The 24,750-nt window shown below is 62.1% G+C and carries 19 protein-coding genes and 2 rRNA genes; 18 read left to right on the top strand and 3 right to left on the bottom strand.

Annotation, left to right across the window (positions count from 1 at the left end; all coding sequences use genetic code 11):
* Window positions 1-132 precede the first annotated feature (132 nt).
* The 7 genes from rrf (AC1RTP_RS28275) to AC1RTP_RS28245 all read left to right on the top strand — a co-directional run bounded on the left by rrf (AC1RTP_RS28275) (window position 133) and on the right by AC1RTP_RS28245 (window position 6,362).
* Window positions 133-245: ribosomal RNA gene (gene rrf, locus AC1RTP_RS28275) — 5S ribosomal RNA — on the top strand.
* Between the two features lie 46 nt (window positions 246-291).
* Window positions 292-404, top strand: a 5S ribosomal RNA gene (rrf, locus tag AC1RTP_RS28270).
* Window positions 405-470: 66 nt separating this feature from the next.
* Entirely contained in the window at window positions 471-1,178 is a 708-nt protein-coding gene (locus AC1RTP_RS28265) for an autoinducer binding domain-containing protein (protein WP_498611976.1), read from the top strand.
* Window positions 1,179-1,254: 76 nt separating this feature from the next.
* Entirely contained in the window at window positions 1,255-1,839 is a 585-nt protein-coding gene (locus AC1RTP_RS28260) for a hypothetical protein (protein ID WP_498611975.1), read from the top strand.
* Window positions 1,836-2,756, top strand: coding sequence for an ABC transporter ATP-binding protein (locus tag AC1RTP_RS28255; RefSeq protein WP_498611974.1), 921 nt, complete (start codon window positions 1,836-1,838; stop codon window positions 2,754-2,756). Before AC1RTP_RS28260 ends, AC1RTP_RS28255 begins: the two co-directional genes overlap by 4 nt.
* A 3-nt stretch (window positions 2,757-2,759) precedes the next feature.
* Window positions 2,760-4,298, top strand: coding sequence for an ABC transporter permease (locus AC1RTP_RS28250; protein WP_498611973.1), 1,539 nt, complete (start codon window positions 2,760-2,762; stop codon window positions 4,296-4,298).
* Window positions 4,299-4,349: 51 nt separating this feature from the next.
* The gene (locus AC1RTP_RS28245) at window positions 4,350-6,362 is read left to right on the top strand and encodes an esterase-like activity of phytase family protein (protein ID WP_498611972.1); all 2,013 of its coding nucleotides are present in this window, start codon (window positions 4,350-4,352) and stop codon (window positions 6,360-6,362) included.
* Between the two features lie 10 nt (window positions 6,363-6,372).
* On the opposite strand, the gene rtcR is transcribed toward AC1RTP_RS28245, so the two are convergent.
* Window positions 6,373-7,971, bottom strand: coding sequence for an RNA repair transcriptional activator RtcR (gene rtcR, locus AC1RTP_RS28240; RefSeq protein ID WP_498611971.1), 1,599 nt, complete (start codon window positions 7,969-7,971; stop codon window positions 6,373-6,375).
* Window positions 7,972-8,107: 136 nt separating this feature from the next.
* On the opposite strand from rtcR, the gene AC1RTP_RS28235 reads away from it, so the two are divergent.
* The 6 genes from AC1RTP_RS28235 (at window position 8,108) to AC1RTP_RS28210 (ending at window position 14,135) form a co-directional block, all read left to right on the top strand.
* Window positions 8,108-8,317 (top strand): hypothetical protein, encoded by a 210-nt coding sequence (locus AC1RTP_RS28235; RefSeq protein ID WP_498611970.1) that lies wholly within the window; start codon window positions 8,108-8,110, stop codon window positions 8,315-8,317.
* Between the two features lie 22 nt (window positions 8,318-8,339).
* The gene (locus AC1RTP_RS28230) at window positions 8,340-9,566 is read left to right on the top strand and encodes an RtcB family protein (protein ID WP_498611978.1); all 1,227 of its coding nucleotides are present in this window, start codon (window positions 8,340-8,342) and stop codon (window positions 9,564-9,566) included.
* A gap of 14 nt (window positions 9,567-9,580) precedes the next feature.
* Window positions 9,581-10,609, top strand: a complete 1,029-nt coding sequence (gene rtcA / locus AC1RTP_RS28225) for an RNA 3'-terminal phosphate cyclase (RefSeq protein WP_498611969.1) — start codon at window positions 9,581-9,583, stop codon at window positions 10,607-10,609.
* A 107-nt stretch (window positions 10,610-10,716) separates the two neighbouring features.
* A complete protein-coding gene (gene pedF / locus AC1RTP_RS28220) occupies window positions 10,717-11,178 on the top strand; it encodes a cytochrome c-550 PedF (protein WP_498611968.1) in 462 nt (153 codons plus the stop codon).
* Between the two features lie 12 nt (window positions 11,179-11,190).
* Window positions 11,191-12,006, top strand: coding sequence for a substrate-binding periplasmic protein (locus tag AC1RTP_RS28215; RefSeq protein ID WP_498611967.1), 816 nt, complete (start codon window positions 11,191-11,193; stop codon window positions 12,004-12,006).
* Entirely contained in the window at window positions 12,003-14,135 is a 2,133-nt protein-coding gene (locus AC1RTP_RS28210) for a TonB-dependent receptor (protein ID WP_498611966.1), read from the top strand. Before AC1RTP_RS28215 ends, AC1RTP_RS28210 begins: the two co-directional genes overlap by 4 nt.
* Here the strand turns inward: AC1RTP_RS28210 and AC1RTP_RS28205 are convergent.
* A complete protein-coding gene (locus tag AC1RTP_RS28205; protein ID WP_498611965.1) occupies window positions 14,132-16,246 on the bottom strand; it encodes a TonB-dependent receptor family protein in 2,115 nt (704 codons plus the stop codon). The two genes, AC1RTP_RS28210 and AC1RTP_RS28205, sit on opposite strands and share 4 nt — an antisense overlap.
* Before the next feature lie 148 nt (window positions 16,247-16,394).
* On the opposite strand from AC1RTP_RS28205, the gene AC1RTP_RS28200 reads away from it, so the two are divergent.
* The 5 genes from AC1RTP_RS28200 (at window position 16,395) to AC1RTP_RS28180 (ending at window position 22,461) form a co-directional block, all read left to right on the top strand.
* Entirely contained in the window at window positions 16,395-17,333 is a 939-nt protein-coding gene (locus tag AC1RTP_RS28200) for a beta-propeller fold lactonase family protein (RefSeq protein ID WP_498611964.1), read from the top strand.
* 124 nt (window positions 17,334-17,457) lie between these two features.
* The gene (adh, locus tag AC1RTP_RS28195; RefSeq protein WP_498611963.1) at window positions 17,458-18,978 is read left to right on the top strand and encodes an aldehyde dehydrogenase; all 1,521 of its coding nucleotides are present in this window, start codon (window positions 17,458-17,460) and stop codon (window positions 18,976-18,978) included.
* Window positions 18,979-18,999: 21 nt separating this feature from the next.
* Window positions 19,000-19,392 carry a DUF779 domain-containing protein gene (locus AC1RTP_RS28190; protein ID WP_498611962.1) on the top strand — a complete coding sequence of 131 codons (393 nt, stop codon included), beginning with the start codon at window positions 19,000-19,002 and terminating at the stop codon, window positions 19,390-19,392.
* Window positions 19,393-19,403: 11 nt separating this feature from the next.
* Entirely contained in the window at window positions 19,404-21,125 is a 1,722-nt protein-coding gene (locus AC1RTP_RS28185; protein ID WP_498611977.1) for a PQQ-dependent methanol/ethanol family dehydrogenase, read from the top strand.
* Between the two features lie 184 nt (window positions 21,126-21,309).
* Entirely contained in the window at window positions 21,310-22,461 is a 1,152-nt protein-coding gene (locus AC1RTP_RS28180) for a porin (protein ID WP_498611961.1), read from the top strand.
* A gap of 6 nt (window positions 22,462-22,467) precedes the next feature.
* Here AC1RTP_RS28180 and AC1RTP_RS28175 read toward each other — a convergent pair whose 3' ends face one another.
* The gene (locus AC1RTP_RS28175; RefSeq protein WP_498611960.1) at window positions 22,468-24,402 is read right to left on the bottom strand and encodes a sigma-54-dependent Fis family transcriptional regulator; all 1,935 of its coding nucleotides are present in this window, start codon (window positions 24,400-24,402) and stop codon (window positions 22,468-22,470) included.
* Window positions 24,403-24,750: the final 348 nt, after the last annotated feature.

Genomic DNA, 24,750 nt, shown 5'->3' with positions numbered 1-24,750 from the left:
ATACTAATTGCCCGTACGGCTTGTCCCTATAACCTTGCCGGTTATGTAGCACTTGCCTGTGTTTGAGAATACTACCCAACTTTACTTCTTCCAGATTGCGCAGCGCGCCAGGCGCGCTGCACACAAGTCATGCTTGATGACCATAGCCAGTCGGTCCCACCCCTTCCCATCCCGAACAGGACCGTGAAACGACTTGGCGCCGATGATAGTGCTGCAACCAGTGTGAAAGTAGGTTATCGTCAAGCTATTAATTCCAGGTGACGCGCCAAGCGCGAACCTTGTACCGGTCAGTCTGATGACCACAGCAAGTCAGTCCCACCCCTTCCCATCCCGAACAGGACCGTGAAATGACTCTGCGCCGATGATAGTGCTGCAACCAGTGTGAAAGTAGGTTATCGTCAGACTAAGTAACAACGCCTAAGGGCCCGCTAACTAGCGGGCCCTTTTGCTTTTGTGCTATCTTTATTGCCATGACAACTGACTGGCAGCAAACGATAGCGCGAGCGCTCTCCTCCACCTCCGACGCGGATAGTTTGCAGGCCACGGCAGCCGAAGCGGCGCATAGCCTGGGCTATGAATTCTTCGCTTACGGCATCCGCATGCCCTTACCCCTTTCGCGTCCGCAGACGCTGATGTTCAGCAGCTATCCGCAGCAGTGGCAGCAACGCTACGCGGAGCAGTCCTACATGCAGGTCGACCCCAGCGTTGCACACGCCATGCGTTCGACGGCCCCCGTGCAGTGGTCGGAGGATTTGTTCGCTTCGGCGCGTCATTTCTGGGAGGACGCGCAGGGCCATGGACTGCATGTCGGCTGGGCGCAGGCAACCGTCAGCACCAATGGCGCGGTCGGCATGCTGACCTTGTCCCGTTCGAGCGAGGCGATTTCCGAGCAGGAGCTGCAGGCCAACGGCTTGCGCATGCACTGGCTGGTATCGGCGGTCCATGAGAATGCGGCGCGCGTGCTGGCGCACCAGCTGCCGCAATTGCCGCAGCTGACCGAGCGCGAATGCGACGTGCTGCGCTGGACTGCGGATGGCAAGACTTCCAGCGAGATCGGCGACATCCTCGGCGTATCCGAACGAACGGTGAACTTCCATATCAATAATTGCATGGACAAACTGGGTGCTGCGAACAAGACTGCCTGTACTATCAAGGCTGCCATGCTGCGCCTGATCTGACTACTGTCAGGTCTGACAGCTATTCCTTCCCCTGGGGCGCGAGGTCTAATGCGTCCTGTAAAACACAGGGGACATCATGCGATTCACATTATTCCTGCCGGCCGTCGCGCTGGTACTCTGCGCCTGCTCGGCGAGTACATCCAATATCCATTTCCTCGTTGGCGAAGGCGCCAAGCCGCGCGCCAAAGACAGCCTGCCGGTGGAGCTGGAGCAATTGAAAAAGGAATGGGCGCGCAAGGCTGCGCCGGGCGTCGTGGTTGTCGGGAATGTCGGCGCCTTGCATCGGCTTGAGACGACCGACATCGCCGGCTGGACCAGCATCGAGACCCTTGGCCTGGCAGGCTTTGTGCGGTTGGACCGTCCTGCTGCCGTGCGCGCGGCTGATGCGGACAGCGTAGGTTTCGCCGCGGCCGGCGGGGCTCTGTTTGGCACCACGGGTGACCTGGTGGCTGCGCGTGCCGGCGCTGATGGAGTCCTCGTGCTCGACAAGGTGCTGTGCAAGGAGGCGCGGGAAGAATTTAGGGCTTGCGTGAAGCGTTTTGCGCGCGGCCATTTCGACCAGGGTGGATATGAACTGGACAGCGACCTGCAGCCCAAGCGCGGTGGCAAGCAAATCGATCCGGTAACGTACGCCCTGCTGCAGCAGGGAGGTGCGCAATGAGTGCGGTCCACGCTTCATGTTTGGCGGCTGCAACCGCACCGGTACGCGCCATGCTCGAATTGAACGGCGTCGGCTTCAGCTACGCGGGCGGGAAACAGGCTGTGGCCGGCTTGTCGCTGCAGCTCGGCGCCGGCATTGTCGGCCTTCTTGGTCCGAACGGCGCCGGCAAGTCGACCCTGATGCGCATGCTCGCCACGCTCACCCGTCCGACGCATGGCCGCATCCTGTGGAAGGGGCAGGATATCGCGCTCGACCCGGAAACGCTGCGTCACGAACTGGGCTACCTGCCGCAGGAATTCGGCATTTATCCGGCGCAGACTGCGCGTGAGTTCCTGCGCTACCTGGCGGCTGTGAAAGGACTGCCGCATGCAGCCATTGCCGACCGTGTAGATGAATGCATCGAGATGGTTGGCCTGGCCGCAGGCCGCGACCGCCCGATCGGAAGCTTTTCCGGCGGCATGCGCCAGCGCGTCGGCATCGCGCAGGCCTTGTTGAACGATCCGGCCCTGCTGATCGTTGACGAGCCCACCGTCGGACTCGATCCCGGCGAGCGGCAGCGCTTCCGCAACCTGCTGACGGAACTGGCGGGCCGGCGCCTGGTGCTGCTGTCCACGCACATCGTATCGGACATCGAGGCGATTGCCACTTCATTGGTCGTGATGCAAACGGGACAGCTACGATTTGCAGGATCACCAGAAGAATTGCTGCGCAACGCCGTTGGCAAGGTGTGGGACTGGACCGTGCCGGCGCATGCGCTGGAAGGTGCGCGTGCCAGCTACCGCGTGTGCAACGCATTGCGCCGCGCCGACGGTATCCAGTTGCGCATCGTGTCGGAACAGGCCCCGCACAGCGCCGCCGTTCCAGCCTTGCCGGGGCTGGAGGAGGCCTATATGGTCGCCCTGGCGCAGGACATCTGAATCATGGGTACTCTATATCCATTTTTTTCCATCGTCGCCACTGACTGGCGCGAGCGCGTGCGCTCGAACCGGTTCTGGACGATGCTGGCTGCCGCCGCCGGCATTACCTGGCTGTGCTTTCCTTCCGCCAGCGCGAACTACATCGTGCTGGGAATTAATGGTCACCACCGCGGGCTGTATTCAAGCGCGTGGGTCGGCATGGTCCTGGCCATGCTCTCGATCTGGACTTCACTGATCGGCTTCTACCTGGTGCGCGGCAGCCTTACCCGCGATTTCGATACCAGAGTGTGGGAGCTGATCGAAGTCACGCCGCTCAAGCGAGGGAGCTACATGGCCGCCAAATGGTGCGGCAACTTCGCAGTGCTGCTGGCCATGCTGGGCGTCCAGTTCGCAGTGGGCTTGTGCGCCCAGTTGTGGCGTGCGGAGGATCCGGTGCTTCGGCTTGGCGCCATGCTGGCGCCGGTTCTGCTGATTGGTGTCCCGACCATCGCCATGACGGCAATGTTTGCGCTGTGGTTCGACTTGCTGCCGCCGTTGCGTCGCACGCTGGGCAACTTCGCCTATTTCCTGCTGTGGGTCGCAATCCCGGTGTCGATGGTGCGCAGTTTCGACACTTTGCCGCTACAAGGATGGCTCAGCGACCCGTATGGCATCACGATTTTCCAGCAGCTGGTGCAAGAGCGGCTGGCCGTGGAGCTGGGCGTACCGCTGCATGGCTGCGGCGTGTGCATGCTTGGTGCGCGCCAGCTTGGCACTTTCGATTGGGCGCCGTGGAGCATGCCTGTCTTGCTGGTGCTCGGGCGTGCAGCCTGGCTGGTGATTCCGCTGCTTGGTGTCATGCTTGGCGCGCCTTTGCTGGACCGCTTCGGTTCCGCCCGCAATCGCGCAGCTGCAGCGCCCCCGCGCTGGAGTCCCGGCCTGCCTCGCCTTGTATCGAGCTTGCTGGTGCGCTCCCGCTCCGGCGTGCTGCTGGACGCCGAACTGCGTCTCGCCCTGCATGGCCGCCGCATATGGTGGTGGCTCGCGTTGATTGCAGCCATGGCGGCGCAGGCGCTGGCCACAACCCCGAATGATGTTGGCCTGGCCCTGCTCGCGACCTGGGTGCTGATGTCGCAAGTGGTCGCAGCGCCTGCAATGCGCGAGGCCGAAAGCGGCTCCGCTCCCCTGGTGTTCTCCGCGCCGCATGCAGTGCAAAGGATCATCCTGGCTCGCTGGGCTGCCTCCGTTGGACTGCTCCTTCTGGCCACCATGCCCGCGCAACTGCGCTTTGCTGCAGAACTGTCCGCCGCAGCACTGGCAACGGCGGCGGCCGACCTTTCCATCGCCACCTGGGCCCTGGTGCTCGGCGCGGTGACGCGGACTGCCCGCGCGGCGGAGCTGGCGATCTTTGTGCTGGCCTATCTCGGCATGCAGGCGGTGCCGCTGTTGGACGTCACGCGGGAGCCCATGTGGACGCTGCTGATGCATGTCGCCCTGATGCCTTGCGCTATCGTGCTGGCCTGGCTGGCCTGGCCGCGTATGGTCTTGCGTTCCTTGTCATAAGCTTGTCACTTCGGCTATCTATGCTGGGCCTTTTTAAAACCGGAGGCCCGCATGAAAGTCCTGTCTCTCCTTCCCCTCGCGCTGGCACTTGCTGCCTGCGGTGGCGGCGGCAACGGCACCACTGAACCAGTCAAACTTTCCGTCAATGGCAGCTTCGTCGACGGCGCCGTTGAGGGCGCGGACTACGTTGCAGGCACCGCCGCGAAAGCAGCCACCGGCGCTAAAGGCGAATTCACCTGCAAGGAAGGCGAGAGCGTGGCATTCAGCGTGGGCGGCATTGCGCTGGGCAGCGCGACCTGCGCACCGCTGATCACCCCGCTGCAGTTGGCCGGCGTGACCGATTTCAAGGACGCCAAGGTCGTCAACCGCCTGCTGGCACTGCAGCTGCTGGACGAGGACAACGACCCGTCGAACGGCATCAAGATTACGGCTGAAGTGAAGGCCGCGCTGGCAGGCAAGACTGCCGACTTCAATGCCGCTGCTGCGGAGTTCAACAAGGCCATGGCGGCCAACCTGGCCGCCGCGGGCACTGCCTACGCAGCACGCGGCATCGACGATGACCGCCGCCAGCTGGTGCGCGAACACTTTGAAGATACGCTGGCATCCAAGGTAGGCACGCCGGTGGAGGAGACCTTCACCCAGGATGCGGCGACCGTCACGGTGCGGCGCTACCAGGTGCAGGCTGCCAACAGCTTCTACATCCCATACGAAGGCAGCAACGCCAAGATCAAAGCGGACTTCCCGCTCGGCTTCTTGCCATCCTATGGTTCCGCGCTGGCCTTCAAGGGCACGGCAGCCAACGGCGACCTGGAATTCTACGGACTGACCGACCGTGGCCCGAATGGCGATGGCCCTAACGTGCCGAATCCGGGCGGCAGCGGCACCATGGGCGCCAAGATCTTCCCGGCTCCAAGCTTCACGCCATCGATCGGTGTGATCACTGTTGGCAAATCCGGTGCGATGCTGACTTCCTCCATGCCGATCAAGGTTTCTGCGACGGTCAACAGCTCCGGATTGGCGATTCCGGCTGGTACGCTGGGCAACTCCGCCGAAGTGCCATTGCTCGACGCGATGAAATACGACCCGAATACCAAGGCGGTCTACAATGCGAATGGCCTCGACACCGAGGCCATTGCCTTCGACAAGAAGCGCAATGCCCTGTGGGTCTCCGACGAATACGGCCCGTTCATCGTGAAAATCGACGCGACGACCGGCTTAATCCAGAACCGCTTTGCACCAGGTAGCGGCCTGCCGGCAATCTTCGCCAAGCGCCGCGCCAACCGCGGCATGGAAGGCATGGCGCTGGATACCGCGACCGACAAGCTGCACGGCTTCCTGCAAAGTCCTTTGACTGACGGCAGCGCGCCGTATTCGGTGACCGGCAAGAACGAGCAGGTGGAACGTTTCGCACGCTTCACCCGCTGGATCGAATTCGATCCGACCACCGGGACGACTGGCCGCATGTTCGCCTATCCGTTGAACGGCGCCGATTACGCCGATGGCCGTACCGGCAATGCGAAACTGGGCGACATGGTCGCACTGGGCAACGGCAAGTTCATCGTGATCGAGCAGGGCGCGGCGCCGACCGGTAAGGTGTTCAATAAACTGATGCTGGTGGAGATCGGCAGCGCCACCGACATCAACGCTGCATCGTATAACCCGGCCTCTTCGGACCTGGAAAAGAGCTCGATGGGCGCGGTTGCGGTCAATGGCGCCGACTGGTCCAAGGTCGTCACGCTGAAGAGAACCCTGTTGCTGAATTTGAATTCGATCGGCTGGCTGGCGGAGAAGGCGGAAGGCCTGACCATCGTCGACGGCAATACGCTGGCACTGGCAAACGACAATGACTTCGGGCTGAGGACCAAGATCTTTACCCCGAACGGTGAAGCTGTCGCCGATGCCGATGTCACCAAGTGCAATGTCGACGCGAACGGCGCCATTATCACCAGCAGCGCTGCTGGCTGCAATGCCGCCAACACCATCCGCGTTGCACGCGGCGACGATAAGGAGCGTCCAAGCCGCCTGTGGCTGATCAAGTTCTCCAAGGCGCTGAACACCTACTGATGTTCGCGGCCTAGCCGACCTGCTCCCAGTCCAGGCCGAAACGGGCCAGGTACTTTTTGAGCCGGTCGGCGTCGTTTGGCTTTGCCTTGCCAAGGCGCGAAGCGGCAAACAGCCTGCGGCCTGCGTCGGACATGGACTTCGACTGGCGGCAGACGGCAATGACCGACTCAAGCTGCAAGCGATCGAACAGGTCGATCTGTTCGAGCGCCGCCTCGTCGAACAGGCCCTCCAGGGCAACCGTCGTCCGCGCGCCTTCTGCCAGCGGACGCCATTGGCGCTGCAGGCGTGCCACTTCAGCCGCGACGATGGGCGCGGTGATGCGCCCTGCATCCGCTAGCGTTGCCATGCGCGTGACGGAGGCCGACAGGTCGCGGAAATTGCCGTTCCAGAGCGCATCTGGTGACGCTGCAAAGCGCATGTACTGCTGGCGAGCCTCGGTATTGAAGCGCACCATCGCGCCATTCTCTGCGCCGAACTGCGCCAGCAGATAATCGAGGTTCGGCTCGATATCTTCCGGCCGGTCGCCCAGGCCGGGCAGCGAATACGTCCACAAGTTAATACGTGCGAACAGGTCTTCGCGGAAGCGGCCGGCCGCCACTTCGCGCGCCAGGTCGCGGTTGGTCCCGGCGATCAGCTGGAAGTCGCTGCGCACCTCATGGTCGCCACCCATCGGCAGGAAGCGCTTGTCTTCAACGGCTTTGAGCAGCATGGCCTGTTCGTCCAGTCCGAGCTCACCGATTTCGTCGAGGAAGAGCAGGCCTTTATGCGCCGTGCGCAGCAAGCCAGGCCGGTCGGAAGCCGCACCGGTAAAGGCGCCCTTCACGTGGCCGAACAGCGTGGAGCCGGCGCCATCGCCATGCAGGGTGGCGCAGTTGATTTCCACGAATGCGCCATCGAGCTGGTGCCGCGCCTTTTTCAGTTCATACACGCGACGCGCCAGGAAGGATTTGCCCGCCCCGGTTGGCCCCATCAACAGCATCGGCGCGCGCGAACGTGCAGCCACATGCTCAATTTCGTCGATCATCAGGTTGAAGTGCGGGTTGCGCGTCGCGATGCCGGACTTCAGGAATTCCACGCCTTCCTGCTGCGCGTTGGAGAAGCGCTGCGCGATTTGGTCGTAGCGCGACAGGTCCAGGTCGATCAGGACGTAATCGCCCGGATTGCCCGGGGCCGCACGGCGTGGCGGCGACGTTTGCAGCAGGCGGCCGGGGAAGTAGCGCGCCTCGGTCATCAGGAACAGGCATATCTGCGCAACGTGGGTGCCGGTTGTGATATGTACCCAATACTCTTCGTTGTCGGTATCGAAGTGGTAATTCCGCGCGAAGTCGAACAGCTGGCTATAGACGTCTTCGAAATCCCACCAGTCGCTGATCGGCAGCGTGTAGCGCTGCACGACAGTCTGTGGTGAGACGGCGAGCATATCTTCTTCGACCTGGCGCGCCAGGCTGTCATGATGGGCGCTGGCCAGCAGTTCGAAACGGTCGACGACCAGGTCTTCGTGCTGCAGCAGCGAGACGCTGGGGCGCCACTTTTCCCAGCGCGCAGGACCGCGTGGGCCACCGTCCAGTTGCGTGCCGAGAAAGCCGAGGATGACGATCTTCTTTTTCATTATCGGGATAAAAGTTTATCTATTAAGATAATTTATCACAGACATTGTTTTTCATAAATCTATATTTATCAATGACTTAACAAGTTGGCACACCATTTGCAATAGATGGGATACGCAAAGACAAAAGGAGATCAAAATGGCGGAATCCCAAATCAAGGCTTGGACCATCAGTGCCGGCGCAGTCGGCAAGAAACCCGTGAAACGCAGCTTCGGCGGCGTGCACGCGGCGATGAGTATTTCCACCTGCCGCCGCCACACCACCGTCAGCTGGCACGACGAGCCTCTCGCAGGCAAAGGCCGCACGGTATGGAACGGCGTGGTCTCCACCCTTGTCGGCGCCGATTAATCGTTAGAAGATGAGACTTATGATGAAAGATAAAGAATTCGAAGTGATGGAAGTGTCGGGTGGTAGCCCGGTGAAGATGTGGACCAAGGGAGTGCCGGTTGAATCGGAAGCGCGCCAGCAGCTCGCCAATACGGCCAAGATGCCCTTCATCTACAAGCACATTGCGGTGATGCCGGATGTCCACCTGGGTAAAGGTTCGACCATCGGTAGCGTGATCCCGACCTTGGGCGCGATTATCCCGGCTGCGGTGGGCGTCGATATCGGCTGCGGAATGATGGCCGCAAAAACCACGCTGAATGCGCGCGACCTGCCGGATAACCTGGGCCCACTGCGCAGCGCCATTGAGAAGGCGATCCCGCACGGTTTGACGCCTAAGTTCCGTGGCCGTGACCGTGGTTCGTGGGAGAACCCTCCATCGGCGGTGGATATGGCATGGGGGCAGTTGAAGGATGAATTCGACGTGATCTGCGAGAAAACGCCGAAGCTGAAGAACACCAACAACTACCGCCACCTGGGTACCCTTGGTTCGGGTAACCACTTCGTGGAAGTATGCCTGGATGAAGAAGGTGCCGTGTGGTTCATGCTGCACTCCGGGTCGCGCGGGGTGGGGAATGCCATCGGCTCCCACTTCATCGAGCTGGCGCAGAAGGATATGCGTACCCACATCGCGAACCTGCCGGATAAGGACTTGGCCTATCTGGAAGAAGGTACGCAGCACTATGACGACTATGTGGAAGCGGTGGGGTGGGCGCAGAAGTTTGCGCGCATGAACCGTGAGGTGATGATGCAGAACCTGATCGCCTCGGTTCGCACTGTGATCACAAAGCCGTTCCAGACGCACGTGGAAGCGGTGAACTGCCACCACAACTATGTGCAGAAGGAGCGCCACTTCGGCAAGGACGTTCTGGTGACCCGCAAGGGGGCGGTTTCGGCGCGTGAAGGCGAGCTGGGGATCATTCCGGGTTCGATGGGGGCGAAGAGTTTCATCGTGCGTGGTAAAGGCAACCCGGAGAGCTTCAACAGCTGTAGCCACGGCGCCGGCCGTACCATGAGCCGGAATGAGGCTAAGCGCCGCTTCTCGCTGGAAGACCAGGTGAAGGCGACCGAAGGCGTCGAGTGCCGTAAGGACGAAGGCGTGATCGACGAAATCCCGATGGCCTACAAGGACATCGAGGCCGTCATGAAGGCGCAGGAAGAACTGGTTGAAGTAGTGCACACCCTGAAGCAGGTGGTGTGCGTCAAAGGATAACAAGCAGGATAAGCATGATTGAAATCGATGGATCCAAAGGGGAGGGCGGCGGCCAGGTGCTGCGCACCGCGCTGACGCTCTCGATGATTACCGGACAGCCGTTCCGCATCTCGAACATCCGGGCCAACCGCTCGAAGCCGGGTTTGATGCGCCAGCACCTTGCCTCGGTCAAGGCGGCCACGGAGATCTCTGGTGCGAAAGTAGAGGGCGATGCGCTGGGTTCGACCGCCCTGACATTTGCACCGGGGGGTATCAAGGCAGGCGAGTACGAGTTCCAGATTGGAACGGCGGGCAGCTCGACGCTGGTGTTGCAGACCATCGTGCCTGCGCTGCTGTATGCGCAAGGCCAGTCGGTCGTGCGCGTCAGCGGCGGCACCCACAACTCCAAGGCTCCGCCGGCGGAGTTCCTGCAGCGCGCCTATGGCCGCGCCATGGCGGATATGGGCGCGCAGGTCGACTTCAAGCTGGAGCGCGCTGGCTTCTATCCGGCGGGCGGCGGCGCGGTGCGTGCTACCGTGCAGCCGCTGAAGGCCTGGCGCAAGTTGGCGCTGGATGCGCGCGGTGAACGGCGCGAGGCTTATGCCGAAAGCCTGGTCGCCGCTGTACCGGGCGGTGTCGCGAAGCGCGAACTGGATTGCGTAGCCAGCGCCATGGGCTGGTCCGGCGAGCAGTTGCGCTTCCAGAATTTGCCGGATCATTGGGGCCCGGGTAACGCCTTGCTGATCACGCTCGACCACGAACACGTGACCGAAGTCTTCGTCGCATTCGGCGAAAAGGCCCGCCGCGCCGAAGAAGTGGCGCGCGACGCCGTTGCGCAGGCCCGCCGCTACATCGCCTCGAAAGCAGCCGTCAGCGAGCACCTCGCCGACCAGCTGTTGATCCCGATGGCGCTGGCCGGCGGCGGCAGCTTCACCATGGACGTGCTCTCGCAGCACACCCGCACTAACGCCGAAATCATCGCGCTCTTCCTGCCGGTGAAGTTCAGCTTCGAAAAGCGGGATGATCTTAATTACTGCGAAATTCGTGTGACACCTGCCAAGTGACAGCTGTTCCAATCTGGAGCAGATTTGTTGCTCTCGCTGGCGAGGGCGGCATGGCACGCGGATTGCTCCTGCATGGGTATTACAACCACACCATGCAGGAGACATCCATGAAGAGCATTATCCTTATTGCCGCTGCGGCGGCCGCCATTACCACTTCCCTGTTCGCTTTTGCGCACGGCAATGTGACACCGCAAAGCGTCGATACGACTGGCCTGCCGGTGCTGGGCGACAAATGGCGCGAAGAGAACCCTTATAAAGACAATAAGCTGGCGCTGAAGATCGGCAGCTCGGCGTTCAACCAGAATTGCGCGCGCTGCCACGGGCTGGAGGCGATTTCCGGCGGTATTGCGCCGGACCTGCGCTTGCTGGACCGCGATTGCGTCGGCATGAGCAACGAAAAAAAGAAGCAGGCCTGCTACAAGGAGATCGACCGCTACTACCTGTCTTCGATCCGCGCTGGCAAAGTGCGCAATGGGGCGGTCTATATGCCGCCATTTGAAGGTGTGTTCAACCAGGAAGCCATGTGGGCCATCAAGACCTACCTGGAATCCCGCCGCGCCAACAACTGATGCGAGGCCGCCATGCTCACCCTGCGCCTGCGCGGTCTCCGCGCCATGCTGCTGATCGGCTGCGCTTTGCTGTTTGCTGCGCTGACAGTCCATGCTGATACCGGCACCCTGAAGGTCGCCGTCTACAAGGACCTTGCTCCATTTTCGGACAATGGCGAAGGCATCGACGTCGACCTGGCCGCCGCACTGGCACGCAAGCTGTCGCTCAAATTGAGCTTGCTGCCGTTCCCGGCGGGCGAAAACCTGAACGACGACTTGCGCAATATGGTGTGGAAAGGGCACTACCTTGGCTATGGTCCGGCGGACGTCATGTTGCATGTGCCGGTGGACCGTGCGCTGATGGCGTCCAACGACAAGGTGGAGATATTCGCCCCCTACCATGTGGAGTCGGTGCACCTGGTGCGCAGCGCGCGCAGCATTCCCGTGTTCGATGGGCTGGATGCCCTGGCGGGTAAGCGCATCGGGGTTGAGCAGGTTTCGCTGGCCGGCATGGTGATGCTGGGCGAGAGCAACGGGCGCTTCCGCGACCAGGTGCGCTTGTTCCATACCTCGGCCGAAGCACTGCAAAAGCTGAAGGCAGGTGAACTCGACGCGGTGCTGGCGACACGCTCGGAGATCGAGGCGGAGTTGCAGGGCGACCCGGCCTTCCCGGTCGAGAAAGTCGACTTCCAGCGCTTGCCCCGTGCGGGATGGGCAGTTGGCATGGCTGTGCGCAAGAGCAATACAGAGGTGGCGCGCAAGTTGCAGGCGGCCCTGAATGAGATGGCTGCCAGCGGTGAGCTCAAGGCGATCTTTGCGCGCCACGGTGTGCAGTTGGTGAAGCCATGAAGCGAAAGGCGTTGGGTGGGCTGCTGGCGTTGGTGGCGGCCGCGGCGCGCGGCGAAGGCGGTGGCATTCCGACCGTCGAAATCATCGGCATCGCCCCGGTGGGCGCGCTCGTGGTGGAACGCCGGTTGCTGCCATATGCCGTGCAGCTCGGCACCGCGCCGCAGCAGGGCGAGACCTTGGCTGAAGCAATGTCGCGGACGCTGGCAGGCGTCAATGTGAACGAGGTGTCCGGCAGCCCTTACCAGCAGGATGTGACGTATCGCGGCTTCCGCGCTTCGCCTTTGCTGGGCGCCGCCCAAGGACTCTCGGTCTATCTCGATGGCGTAAGGGTGAATGAGCCGTTCGGCGATGTCGTGAATTGGGACATGCTGCCCGAGGCGGCAATCGGCAAATTGCTGCTGGCGCCCGGCTCCAATCCGCTGTATGGCTTGAATACCCTGGGCGGGGCACTTGTGCTGACCACGCGCAATGGGCGCGATGACCCGGGCGGCAGCATCAGCACCACGGCCGGCTCCCTTGGCAGGCGCCAGGTGGACTTGTCGTATGGCGCCCATGGCGGCGATGGCTGGCATAGCTTTGCGGCGGCCACCTTGTTCCATGACCGCGGCTGGCGTGCCGACTCGCCGGGGCGGCTGGGCAGGCTTTTTGCCAAGCTTGGGCGCAGCAGCGGACCTTTGGAATGGGACGCATCGGTCCTCGCAGGCAGCAGCCGGCTGGTGGGGAACGGCTTGCTGCCCGATGGTTTGTATGAGGCGGACCGGCGTGCCGTCTACACAAGCCCTGACCGCAGCAGGAACCAGCTGCGCCAGGTCCAGGCCAGCCTGCAGTACCGGCTGGACGACGGCGCACAGCTGTCCCTTTCCGTTTACGTTCGCAACAGCCGGCGCGATAGCGTGAACGGCGATGTCGGCGCGGCTGACGACGCGTCGGCAGCGAGCTTCAACACAGCCATGACTCGGCAACGAAGCCAGGGAGCGAGCGTGAGCTGGCAGCGTGCGACGGCTGCGCACCGGCTGGCGCTGGGCGCGACCTTTGACCGCAGCAGCGTGTCCTTTGCACAAACCAGCCAGCCTGGCGAATTCAATGCGCGGCGCGAGGCCGTGGTGATCCCCGGGACCGAGCCAGAACTCGAAGCTTCCGTCGACGGCACCGCGCAAAACGCCGCGATCTTCGCCAGCGACACGTGGATTTTCGCAGAACGCTGGTCGCTGACGGCATCCGCCAGGTATAGCGCGGCGCGCGTTACGAATAATCTTCAGCACGACGGCGAAGCGGCACAGCATGAGCGGTTCAGCTACAACAAACTCAATCCCGCCCTGGGCCTGACCTACCAGGCGGCGCCAAGCGTCACGCTGTTTGCCAATGCATCCCAGAGCAACCGCGTGCCAACGGTCATCGAGCTTGGCTGTGCCGATCCGGAACAGCCTTGCCGCTTGCCGGTTGGCCTGCAATCCGATCCCTACCTGAAGCAAGTCGTTTCGCGCACCATTGAAGCCGGCGCGCGCTGGAAACAGGGCGAGCAGCAAGCCACGCTGGCCTTCTACCGCACGCAAAACAAGGACGACATATTGTTCCGCACTGCCGGCATTGCGCAGCATGGCTACTTCGCTAACTTCCCCCGCACGCTGCACCGGGGCGCCGATTTCACCACGAGCTTGCGGACCGGTGCCATCACGCTGAATATCGCTTACAGTTTCCTGGATGCCGTGTATGGCGCCAGCGGCAGCCTGTTCGCCGGTGAACGCGATGTGCAGGTTCGAAACGGGACCCGCATGGCCGGGCTTCCGCGGCATACCTTTAAGATTGGCGCTGACTGGCACGCGACGGCCGCGCTGACACTAGGCGCGACCTTGCAGGCGAATTCGCATATGGCGGCGATGGGTAATGAAGACGGAGACCAGCCAGGCTGGCGCATTGCCGGCCATGCCCTGCTTGGATTGCAGGCGAGCTATCGGCCGAATGACAAGTGGGAATGGCAGGTCCGGATCAATAATGTGGCCAACCGCCGCTACGAGACTTTTGGGGCGGTCGCTACAGATGTCTTCTCCACCGGCCAGGCGCAGCAGGCGCGCTTTGTGGCGCCCGGCGCGCCGCGTTCAGTGACGGCCGGGCTGCGCATCAGTTTCTAGAACTGGTATTGGGCGCTGACGCCCAGTACCGAGTTGCGGCCCGGCGCCGCTTCGTAATAGCGCTTGTTGCTGTCGCCGACGATCACGGAGCCGACATAGCGCCGGTCCGCGAGATTGTTCAGGCGCGCAAACTCGCTGAAGCGCCAGCCGGACCATGACTGTTTCGCCACCAGGCGCGCATTCAGGATGCTGTAGCCCGGCGCCGGCGCATCGGCATTTGCATCTTCGGCATACACGCGGCCCACGGTGAGCGATTCCAGCGCTGCGGTAAAGCGTTCGCCGCTTGCCTTCCAGGCCAGCTCCGCAAACAGGCTGGCGCGCGGCACGCCAGGCAGGCGGGCGCCTTCTTTGACGTTGCCGAACACTTTCTCGTAGGCGGCCTTCAGCACGGTGGCTGCCACGTGGGTGCTGAAGCCCGCTCCCAGCTTGCTGTCCAGCGACAGCTCCGCACCCTGGCGCAGGGTTTCGCTGGCATTGCGGTAGCTCGTGCGGCCGCCGCTGGATGCATCCACCACCAGTTCGTCGTGTGTGCGCACCTGGAACAGAGCCGCGTTGACGTGCGTGTCGCCGCTGCGCGCCTTGATGCCCGCTTCCATGTGCGTGCTGCGTGCTGGACGCAGCTGGAAATTGAAGCCGGCGCCAGTGCCGGAATAGAAAAGCTCATTCAGCGTCGGCGCCTCGAAGCCGCGCGCCGCCGTGGCATATAGGTTCAAGCCGTCGGTTAGTTTGTACAGCGCGCCCAGGAGCGGCGTACTGCGGCTGTAGCGCAGCGCACCGCTGTCATTGCCGTTGCTGACGAAATGGTCGTCCACCGACACGCGCATCTGGCTGTGACGCAGGCCCGCCGTGAATTGCCAGCGCTCGCCCTGCCACTCCGTTTGCAGGTATGGATCGGTGCTAGAGACCACGTCCTGTTCGTCGCGCCGCAGCTTGCCCTGGACGCCAAAGGTGCTGCCGATGAAGTTTTCATAGCCCTTGCGGTCATCGCTGGAACGGCCATATTCCACGCCGACGGTGCTGGTCAGCCTGCCGCCCGCGACCTCCCGCATGTCCTGCCAGTTGATGTCGGCGCCGTAGAAATCACGGTCGAAGTCAACCACGCCCCCAGAATGACTGGCAGGCGCCTGGAAGGCCTTGGAGAAGGCCTGGAACTGGGTCACGCGGCGGTTGCCGCCCCACAGGCTTACATGCAACCGGCCCGATTCGAAGCGCTGGTCCCAGCTTGCACCGCCCTGTTGGTGGTCGATGCTCTTGCGCGTGTTATAGCGTTCGGCCAGCGTGCGCTTGGGCACTTGGGTGTCGCTGGCGTCGGTTTCGCCGACGCGCGGATCCCGCTGCCATGTGGCCCAGGTCACGCCCAGCGGATCTTGCGTGTCTTTCTGGCGCAGGCCATTGGCCACCAGGACCAGCCGCGCACCGGGCAGCGGCTGCAAGGTCAGTTTGGCCATGGCCTGGTCGCGCCGGGCGGCGCTGTGGTCGCGATAGCCGTCGGTGTCGAAGCGGGAGGCGTCCAGCACATAGCCGATGCCGGCCGCGCTGCCCTGTGCATTCAAGTCGGTCTTGCGCAGGCCGTCGCTGCCGGCAGCAAAGCTGGCTTCCACCGTCGGCGCGCCCTCGCCGTCGCGCGTGAACAGCTGGATCACGCCGCCCGCATGGTTGCCGTAGACGGCGGAATAGGGGCCGCGCAGCACTTCGATGCGTTCTGCCATGTCGAGATTGAAAGTTGCCGCCTGGCCCTGGCCGTCCGGCATGCTGGCCGGGATACCATCGGTCACCAGCCGCACGCCGCGCACGCCGAAGGCTGAACGGGCGCCGAAGCCGCGTGAAGAGATTTGCAGGTCTTGCGCGTAGTTCTGGCGGTTCTGCACCACCACGCCCGGCACGGCAGCCAGCGCCTCGGAGGCATTTACCCGCACCTGGCCATCCCTTATGCGCTGCGCATCCAGCACGTCCACGGCCGCCGGCAGGTCGAAGCTGGCGTGTTCGGTGCGGCTGCCGCTGATGACGACAACGTCGGCAATTGGAATTCCCTCGGGGGCGGCCTGCGCCAGCATGGGGGAAAACAGGCTGGCAAGCATGGCTGCCAGGGCGTTCAAACGGATCGGGTGCATTTCAATCTCCTCGGATGTATTCAGGCGCCCGCTGCGCGGGTCTTCCGAACACATAAGCAATATGCCTGCCAAGCCGCCGCGAGGCCGCACGCTTGCTGGCATATCGCTTGCATGACATGTGGGCACACACCATACCAAAGGAGACATCATGAAGGCAAACCTGATCGCGGCGCTGTGCGCAGCCGGTGCGGCAAGCATTGCCATTGCAGCGCCTTTCGCCTATGTGCCGAACGAGAAGTCCGGAACCATCAGCGTGATTGATACCGCCACCGATAGCGTGGTGCGCCAGCTCTCCGCAGGAAAACGGCCGCGCGGGATCGGCAGCGACCCGGGCGGGCGCCAGATCTTCGTCAGCGATGCCGCCAACGGCACTTTGCTGGCCATCGACAACGCGGCTGGCGGCAGCGAGTCGCTGGCGCTGGGTAAGTCGCCCGAGGGCGTCAGCGTTTCCCCGGACGGCAAGCTGGTTGCGGTCGCAGTGGAAGAAGGTAATAGCGTGGCCCTGTTCGACGCTGTCACGCATGCGCGGCTGGCGGATATCCCTGTAAAGGGCCGCAATCCGGAGCACGCCGTATTCAGCCCGGACAGCCGGTATATCTATGTCAGCGCTGAAGAGGCTGAGCAAGTCGATGTGGTGGACGTGGCGCAGCGCCGCCAGACCGGCTCCGTCGCTGTGGGCTTGCGCCCGCGCGGCATCGGATTTGCGCCCGATTCAAGCCGCGTGTATGTGGCCTGCGAGATGGCCAATGCGGTCTACGTCATCGATCCTGCGACGCTGAAAACGCTTACCACCATCCCCGCCGGGCGCAACGCCAACGGCATCGCCGTGCATCCCGACGGGCGCAGCGTCTATGTCTCCAACGGCATGGACGGCAGCGTGATGCGTATCGACACCGCCAGCAACTCCGTCAACGCCACGATTGCAGTCGGCAAGCGCCCCTGGAATATGGCGATCACGCCGGATGGCAGCAAGCTGTATGTGGCGAATGGCCGCTCCAATAGCGTTTCTGTGATTGATACCGCCAGCGCGAGCAAGGTGGCCGACATCCCGGTCGGCGAATTGCCCTGGGGTGTGGTGATCCGTTGATATGAGCAACAGGTGTTCAGGTTTGGAGCAGTTGTTGTTGCACCGTGAGCGCGGCAAGCCGCAAAACCGCTGGCACGGCAATTGCGAATAAGGCAGTACCAACAACCACTCAATAGAGGATGACATGAATCTCGCCGACATCAGCAAACTGGGCGTCGCCAATCCCTTCAAGACCCGCTACGACAACTTCATCGGCGGTAAATTCGTGCCGCCAGTGAAGGGCGAATATTTCGCCAACGTCACCCCGATCACCGGCCTGCCATTCTGCGAGATCGCTCGCTCCACGGCAGAGGACATCGAGCTGGCGCTGGACGCCGCGCACGCCGCCAAAGCCGCATGGGGCAAGACTTCGCCAACCGAGCGTGCCAACATCCTGAACAAGATGGCCGATCGCATGGAGCAGAACCTGCAGCTCATCGCGACCGCCGAGACCATCGACAACGGCAAGCCAATCCGCGAAACCATGGCCGCCGACATTCCGCTGGCGATCGACCATTTCCGCTACTTTGCCGGCTGCATCCGCGCGCAGGAAGGCAGCGTCGCGCAAATCGATTCGGAAACCTACGCTTACCACTACCATGAGCCGCTGGGCGTGGTCGGCCAGATCATCCCATGGAACTTCCCGATCCTGATGGCCGTCTGGAAGCTGGCGCCTGCGCTGGCTGCCGGCAACTGCGTGGTCCTCAAGCCTGCCGAACAAACCCCGGCCTCCATCATGGTGCTGCTGGAAGTGATCGGCGACCTGCTGCCGCCGGGCGTGCTGAACGTGGTGAACGGCTTCGGCCTGGAAGCGGGCAAGCCGCTGGCGTCGAGCAAGCGCATCGCCAAGATTGCCTTCACCGGCGAAACCGGCACCGGCCGCTTGATCATGGGATACGCCGCGCAGAACCTGATTCCGGTCACACTGGAACTGGGCGGCAAGTCGCCCAACATCTTCTTTGAAGACGTGATGTCGGCAGACGACGCCTTCTTCGACAAATGCCTGGAAGGTTTCGCCATGTTCGCGCTGAACCAGGGCGAAGTCTGCACCTGCCCATCCCGCGTGCTGGTGCAGGAATCGATCTATGAACGCTTCATGGAGCGCGCGCTGAAACGCGTGGCGGCCATCAAGCAGGGCAACCCGCTGGATGCGTCCACCATGATCGGCGCCCAGGCGTCGCAGGAGCAGATGGAAAAGATCCTGTCCTATATGGATATCGGCCGCCAGGAAGGCGCGCAGCTGCTGGCGGGCGGTGAACGCCAGGTGCTGTCCGGCGACCTGGAAGGCGGCTACTACGTGCGCCCTACCGTATTCAAGGGCGACAACACCATGCGCATCTTCCAGGAAGAGATCTTTGGCCCGGTAGTCTCGGTCACCACCTTCAAGGATGAAGACGAAGCACTGGCTATTGCCAACGACACCCTGTACGGCCTGGGCGCCGGCGTCTGGAGCCGCGACGGCAGCCGCGCCTTCCGCATGGGCCGCGCTATCCAGGCCGGCCGCGTTTGGACCAACTGCTATCACCTCTATCCGGCCCACGCTGCATTCGGCGGCTACAAACAATCGGGCATCGGCCGCGAGACCCACAAGATGATGCTCGACCACTACCAGCAGACCAAGAACCTTCTGGTCAGCTACAACCCCAACGCGCTGGGCTTCTTCTAAGTCGAAAAGGCGAGGCGAAGCATGGATAACGCAATTGCCAGGGTCACAGCGACCGCTCCCGCGCTGGAATTCATCGACCAGCTGCACCAGCAGCACGGCCCGATCATGTTCTTCCAGTCGGGCGGCTGCTGCGACGGCAGCGCGCCGATGTGCTATCCGGCGGGTGAGTTCGACGTCAGCGAGACCGACGTCTACCTCGGCAATCTTGGCGGTGCGCCCTTCTATATCGGGCTTGAGCAATACGCTTACTGGGAGCACACCCAGTTGATCGTGGACGTGGTGGCCGGCATTGGCGGCATGTTCTCGCTTGATAACGGCACCGGCAAACGCTTCCTGCTTCGTTCGCGCTTGTTCACCGACGAAGAATGCACGGCACTTGGCCAGATAGACCATAACAAAGGAGACAGGACGTGAAATACATCACCATGGGAATGCTGCTGGGGGCAGCAACGCTGGCGCAAGCTGCCAGTGTCACCAGCGCCATGCTGGACAACGCTGCGAAAGACACCCGCAGCGTGCTTTCTTCCGGCATGGGGTCGGAGGGGCAGCGCCATTCGCCGCTCAAGCAGATCAACACGCAGAACGTCGGGCGCCTGGTGCCTGCATGGTCGTTCTCGTTCGGTGGCGAAAAGCAGCGCGGCCAGGAATCGCAGCCGTTGATTTACAACGGCAAGATGTTCGTGACGGCATCCTACTCGCGCATCTTCGCCATCGACCTCAAGACCGGCAACAAGCTCTGGAAGTACGAGCACCGCCTGCCGGACGCCATCATGCCTTGCTGCGACGTGGTCAACCGCGGCGCCGCGCTGTATGACAACCTGGTGATCTTCGGCACGCTGGATGCGCAGCTGGTTGCGCTGGACCAGGACACCGGCAAAGTGGTCTGGAAAGAAAAGGTTGACGACTACGCGGCAGGCTATTCGATGACGGCGGCGCCGCTCATTGCCAACGGCGTGTTGCTGACCGGTGTTTCCGGCGGTGAGTTCGGGATCGTGGGCCGCGTTGAAGGCCGCGATCCCAAGACCGGCGAATTGCTGTGGACACGTCCAACGGTGGAAGGCCATATGGGTTATAGGTACGACAGCGATGGCAAGGCGACGGAAACCGGCGTCACCGGCACGGTCAACAAATCCTGGCCGGGAGAGCTGTGGAAAACCGGCGGCGCATCGACCTGGATGGGCGGCACATACGATCCCAAGACTGGCCTGGCCTACTTCGGCACCGGCAACCCGGCGCCATGGAATAGCCACCTGCGCCCTGGCGACAACCTGTACTCCTCGTCCACAGTGGCGCTGGACCCGAAGACTGGCGCCATCAAATGGGCTTACCAGAACACGCCGAATGACGCCTGGGACTTTGACGGAGCCAACGAGTTCGTTACCTTCGACATGGACGGCAAGCGTTTCGGCGGCAAGGCAGACCGCAACGGCTTCTTCTACGTGATCGACGCCAACGACGGCAAGCTGCAGAACGCTTTCCCCTTCGTACGCAAGATCACCTGGGCCAGCGGCATCGACCTGAAGACCGGCCGTCCAAACTACATTGTTGAAGGCCGCCCGGGCGATCCAACCAAGGGTGAAGAAGGCAAGAAGGGTGCTTCCGTATTCGCGGCGCCAGCCTTCCTCGGCGCCAAGAACCAGCAACCAATGGCATACAGCCCGCAGACAAAGCTGTTCTATGTGCCTGCGAACGAGTGGGGTATGGATATCTGGAATGAGCCTATCAGCTACAAGAAGGGCGGCGCTTACCTCGGCGCGGGATTCACGATCAAGCCGCTGTTCGACGATTACATCGGCGCCCTGCGTGCGATCGATCCGAAAACCGGCAAGATCAAGTGGGAGGTGAAGAACAACGCGCCGCTTTGGGGCGGTGTGATGACCACGGCCGGAGGACTGGTGTTCTATGGCACGCCTGAAGGCTACCTGAAAGCGCTCGACGCGCAGACCGGTAAGGAGCTGTGGCAGTTCCAGACCGGCTCCGGCGTGGTTGCGCCTCCGGTCACTTGGCAGGACAACGGTACGCAGTACGTGGCCGTGGTATCCGGCTGGGGCGGCGCAGTGCCGCTGTGGGGCGGCGAAGTCGCGAAGAAAGTCAACTTCCTTGAGCAGGGCGGTTCGGTGTGGGTGTTCAAGCTCGCGCCGAAATAAGCGATCTCCATGTGTTGCCTTAGCGGCCTGCGGGCCGCTTTTTTTTTGAACAGTGCTGATTCGCGCTGGTTCGAAATGGCGCAGATTGAACAACGATTTATACCGTTTTCCCGGTGCGCGGAACCGGCACGCAAATTGCCATGTCCCTTGTGCAGCATCCATCAATCAAACCAAGGAGACAACAATGAAAAAGATCATGCTTGCCAGCGCCGCCAGTGCCTTGCTTGCCCCTGCAGCCCACGCCGTCGACATCAAAGCCGGTGACTGGAACGTGAACGTGGGCGGCATCGTCAACGCTTACTACACACATGTGTCGTGCAGCGGCGACGCAGTTGGCGGACTGGCGCTTGCCAGTGTAGGAATCGGCTGCGGCGGAGAGGACAGCCGCACCACCATCGGCAATGGCCTGCTGCCGAACGGGCTGGTGACGTCTGCCACCACCAAGCAATCGGGTTTCGACATCAAGGCCCTGATCGGCATCTACCACGCTACTGCCACAGACAGCGCCATCGCGCAGAACAGTGAAGTCGACGTGCGCCAGGCCTACTTCAGCTTCGGCAATGCGGAGATGGGCACGTTCAAGCTGGGGCGCGACAACGGCATCTTCGGCGCCAATGCCATCTTTGGCGACATGACGCTGATCGGCGCAGGCGCGCCGGTGCAGGCCACGCAACGCGGCCGCGTCACGCTGGGCCACATCGGCGCAGGCTACGCCTACGTCGGTTACTACGGGCAGATGGCGTACACCTCACCGAAGTTCTCCGGCTTCAGCATCGATGCCGGCGTGTTCAATCCAGTCAGCGACTCGCCTATCGTGTCGTCGTCACAGTATTCCTCGCGCTCCAACCCGCAAGTGCAAGGGCAATTGAGCTACGCCGAAGGCCCGTTTAAAGCCTGGATTGGCGCCAAGTCGCAGAAGTTCAAGGGCGTCGCCGTTGGCTTGGCCGACTTCACCATGAATGGCTGGGAGGCTGGCGCATCGTATCAGCAAGGCGCCTTCGGCCTGCTGGCGAACTACCAGGGGGGCAAAGGGTTGGGTGTGCTGTCCGATGCGGACCAGGGCAATGTGCGCAGCAAGCACTGGCTGGTTCAGGGGACGTTCAAGGCGAGCGAAAAGCTCAAACTGGGCCTGGGCTATGGCATCAGCCGCAACGAGGAGAACACTGCCGGCACCAATGGCCTGAAGTCGAATGCCAACCTTACTGCCGGCGCATATTACGCACTTACCGGCGCCATCACCCTGGTGGGTGAAGTGGGGCAGACCCGTTCCAAGTCCTTCGCCGGTGGCGAGGCGAAGATGAACGGCGCCTCCTTCGGCGGCATCCTGTTCTTCTAAGCGGCGTTACTTGAGATGGGGCAGCTTGCGGTAGATCGTGTTGCGCGAAACGCCCAGGGCGCGAGCGGTGGCGGAGACATTGCCGCCGTGCGCCTCCAGCGTACGCACGATCAGGGTCTGCTCCATGTCTTCCAGCCGTGCGCCGGTACAAGGCATGGTCGCCGCGGTTACCGCCACGCTGATGGGCTGCGCCATGCCCAATGCGGGCGCCGCGGCCTGCACTTCCTTCATGTCGTCGAGGAAGTCGTCCGGCATATGCTGCAGGCCGATTTCGCTTTCGTCGCCCGCCATCACGACGCCCGTGCGCAAAAGGTTGGTCAGTTGGCGGAAGTTGCCCGGCCACTTATGCTGCAGGAACAGCTGCATCAGCTCCGGCGTTACCGTATAACGCTTGCCGCCGCTGTCCGTGGTCAGGATCTTGTTGACGACGGTCTCCAGGTCGGTGCGTTCGCGCAGCGGCGGTAGCTTCACGACGAGGCCGTTCAGGCGATAGTACAAATCTTCGCGGAACAAGCCTTTGGCCATGCGGTCGCGCAGGTTATGGTTGGTGGCGCAGATCACTTCCACGTTCACCGGGATTGACTTGCCGCTGCCTAGCGGCGTCACCATCCGCTCCTGCAGAACGCGCAGCAAGCGCGCCTGCAAAGGGAAGGGCATGTCGCCAATCTCGTCGAGGAAGAGCGTGCCGCCATTCGCCTGCAGGATCTTGCCGACCGCACCTTTCTTACGCGCGCCGGTAAAGGCGCCGTCTTCATAGCCAAACAGTTCGGATTCGATCAGGGTCTCAGGGATGGATGCGCAGTTCACTGGTACAAACGGCCCTTGGGCGCGCGGTGAATCATTATGGATAGCTTGCGCCAGCAATTCCTTGCCGGTGCCCGTCTCGCCCATGATCATGATCGGGATATCTTTGCCCAGCACGCGGGTGACCTTGTCGATCACCGCTTCCAGCTGCTGGTCGCCGGTGCGCAGGTAGCGCAGGCCTGACAGGCGGCGCGCTGCATGGGCCGGATTGGTCTGGGCCGGGTGGCTCTCCTCGCGCGCCGAGATGATCGGATGCTGGAAGTGATTATTGGCCAGTCGCAGTTGGGCGCGGCCGAAGACGCGCACCCCGCTATGCAGGCATAGGTCGAGCAGTCCGGGCGCCGCAGTGCGGTAATGATCGAACAGCGCCGATACGGGAAGCCCGAACAGGGAGCTGAAAGTGTGCGACTGGAGGGCGGCGAAACTCAGGCCCAATTGGAACAGGCCCGCGCGATTGGCTGCGATAAAGCGGCCGCCGGGCGTGAATGAAGCGATGCCCTCCATCAGGGTGCCTATAAATTCAGCACGGGCATGGAAGTGCAGGGTAATGACATCTTCAAAGGCGGCGGCGAACAGCTGGTTCTCCACCATCAGGGCCGACATGCGCACCAAGGCCATGGTGTGCTTATGGAAGGAGCGCTGGTCACCCGAGACATCAAGTACGCCGATCACATTGCCGGCATGGTCGGTAATTGGCGCCGCGGAGCAGGTAAGGAAATGGTTGGCTTGCAGGAAATGTTGATCGGCGTGCACCAGCGCGGGCTTGGCCTCGGCGATGGCGGTGCCGATCGCGTTAGTGCCCTTGCACTCTTCGGACCAGGTGGCGCCGGATTGCAGGGCGACGCGGTTTGCCTTCTCCAGGAAGTCATCGTCGCCCAGGGAATGCAGGATCACACCCTTGGCGTCCGTCAGGATCACCATATTATGGGTGTTCACTATTTGCTGGTAGAGCGTTTCCATGGCCGGCACCGCATGGGCGTGCAGCAGGCGGTTCTGTTCAATCAGCCCGGAAAGGGAGCGGCGATCGATAGGCGACAGGTCTACGTCGCTGCATGGATCGAGGCCATAAGTACGTGACCGCAGGTGGGCGGTCTCGATAATCGCGTTGTTCACATTTGGAACAGTTTCCTGTTGCATGTCTCCCCCAACAGCCTTTGCGGCTTTCTTTAATGTAGCACCTGTGTCAAAAGTGAACAGAAGCGATTGCCAGGTGCGTTGCATTTGTTATGCAAGCAAACAAGATGCCAGATACCCCTTGCGGAGTCGGCTTGGGTCGGCTATAGTTCTGTCCCTCGCAACGCAGTGCTGACAAAACAGCAGAGCGAAACGAGAAAAAGATGGGGTTGACGAGTTATACGAAACACTGCATAATCTCGCTTCTCTGCTGCAACGAACACAACGCTTCGTTAAACAAAGCAGCGATCTTTAAAAATCAACAGTCGATAAGTGTGGGCGTTTGACGATATGCCCAGGCCTTCGGGCCTG

The organism is Pseudoduganella sp. GW821-FHT11H04, assembly GCF_058807935.1.
The sequence above is the reverse complement of the archived record's forward strand: the minus strand, read 5'-3'. Positions and strand labels throughout refer to the sequence as shown.